Here is a 1,663-nt window from a genome sequence, read left to right as displayed (position 1 = left end):
GCTTCTCCGACGGGAGGGTTCGGACGCTCTGGTGCTCGACGTTGAGGCTCATATGGCCATGGTGCGACAGCTTGCGCTCGCGCGTGGGGCGTCGAGCGGAAGCGTGAACGAACGGCTGCGGCGCGGCCAAAGCGTTGCCGTCCGTCCGCGACGCAAGGCCTCAGGTGCGCCAGATGTCCAGGGTCTGCGCGGGCGGGTGGCCCTCGAGTTCGGCGAGGATCAGATGCGACCGCGTCGACACGACGCCCGGCATGTCGTGGATGTCGCGGAGGATCGCCTGGCTCAGCTGCTCGTGGTCGGGTGCGCTCACGGTCAGCATGATGTCGATGTCGCCCGAGACGGCCTGCACCTTCTCGACGAAGGGGAGGGTGGCGAGCTTCGCCGCGATCTCCTCCCAGGACACCTCGCCGATGCGCACGACGACGAGCGCGGAGATGTTCAGGCCGATCGCCTTGCGGTCGATCTGGGCTCCGAAGCCCGTGATCACGCCGCGCTTCTGCAGCTGCTGGACGCGGTTGTGCGCCGCGGTGCGGGAGATGTGCACCCGCTCGGCGAGGGTGCGGACGGAGAGCCGGCCGTCGCGGCTCAGCTCGGCGACGATGCGTCGATCGATGCTGTCGAGCGCGTCGCTGCGGTGCGGTGTCTGCTGGGTCATCGTCGTCCTCGTGGCTCATGCCCAGCGTAGCGGCTGCGACGACGTGCGCGACGAAGCGAGGCGCGCATCGGGGCGTGCCGCATCGCCCGAGGGAGCCGAGGATAGAACAGCGAGATCGCGCGGAACCACTCGTCGGCGACCCGCGCCGCACGCGGCGTGTAGCGGAACCCGTAGGCCTCACGGATGCCGGACGGCAGGAGCGCTGCGGTCAGCAGGCGCACGGGCGGCAGGAGGACACGGCTGCCCGGCGGGAGCGCGGACGTGCCCGACATCAGCGCGCGCGCGACGGTGCGCGCCTCCTCGCCGACCTCGAGCCGGCGCACCCGCTCGGCCCACCACTCGTCGAACTCCGCCCGCGTGTCGGGCCACCCGCTGCCGCGGGCCTGCAGGCTCGTGCCGAGGGGGGCGTAGCCGCGGACGACCGCATCGGCGCTCGCCGTGTCGAGCCGACCCCACACGCGCTCGTGCACCGCGAGGGCCATGGCGAGCAGCGTGGAGGCGACCCAGCGCTGTGCGTCGGCGTCGAAGGCGCTGTACGACGGCCCGTCGTCGGTCGCGCCGCCTCGGACCGGGGCGTGCCGTGCGTTCACGCGTCGCGCCGCATCGCGGGCGAGCTCGTCGTCGCCGAAGCCGATGGCGTACACGTAGTCGAGCGTGCCGAGCAGCCGGTCGAGCGGACGCTCCTGGAAGCCGCTGTGCCGGGCGACGCCCCGCGCGAGGCGCGGATCGGCGAGCTGGAGGAGGATCGCGGCGCCGCCGCCCAGCAGCAACGCCCCCTCGGCGCCATGCCGGCGGAACACCTCGCGTTCGTCGTGATCGGCCATCAGTCCATGATCGGCCATCAGTACCAGTTGGTGGCCTCCGAGTGGGCCCACGCCGCGCAGGGCGAGCCGTACCGGGCGTCGATGTAGCCGAGGCCCCAGTCGATCTGGGTGGCGGCGTTCGTGCGCCAGTCGGCGCCGGCGCTGGCCATCTTGCTGCCGGGCAGCGACTGCGGGATGCCGTAGG

The 1,663-nt window shown here is 72.5% G+C and carries 3 protein-coding genes; all 3 read right to left on the bottom strand.

Annotation, left to right across the window (positions count from 1 at the left end; all coding sequences use genetic code 11):
• Positions 1-160 precede the first annotated feature (160 nt).
• Positions 161-655 (bottom strand): Lrp/AsnC family transcriptional regulator, encoded by a 495-nt coding sequence (locus tag AC1DY2_RS19525; protein WP_309978661.1) that lies wholly within the window; start codon positions 653-655, stop codon positions 161-163.
• Positions 652-1,479 (bottom strand): oxygenase MpaB family protein, encoded by an 828-nt coding sequence (locus AC1DY2_RS19520; RefSeq protein ID WP_476763917.1) that lies wholly within the window; start codon positions 1,477-1,479, stop codon positions 652-654. The genes AC1DY2_RS19525 and AC1DY2_RS19520 overlap by 4 nt, the downstream gene beginning before the upstream one ends.
• Positions 1,480-1,496: 17 nt before the next feature.
• On the bottom strand, positions 1,497-1,663 hold a 167-nt coding region (locus AC1DY2_RS19515), incomplete at its 5' end, for an aggregation-promoting factor C-terminal-like domain-containing protein (RefSeq protein WP_476763918.1).

This window comes from Agromyces sp. P1_H4 (genome assembly GCF_056405255.1).
The sequence above is the reverse complement of the archived record's forward strand: the minus strand, read 5'-3'. Positions and strand labels throughout refer to the sequence as shown.

Excerpts from the sequence above, each read along its gene's own strand:
- AC1DY2_RS19525 (WP_309978661.1), bottom strand. The coding sequence starts at position 655 with ATGACCCAGCAGACACCGCACCGCAGCGACGCGCTCGACAGCATCGAT.
- AC1DY2_RS19520 (WP_476763917.1), bottom strand. The coding sequence starts at position 1,479 with ATGGCCGATCACGACGAACGCGAGGTGTTCCGCCGGCATGGCGCCGAG.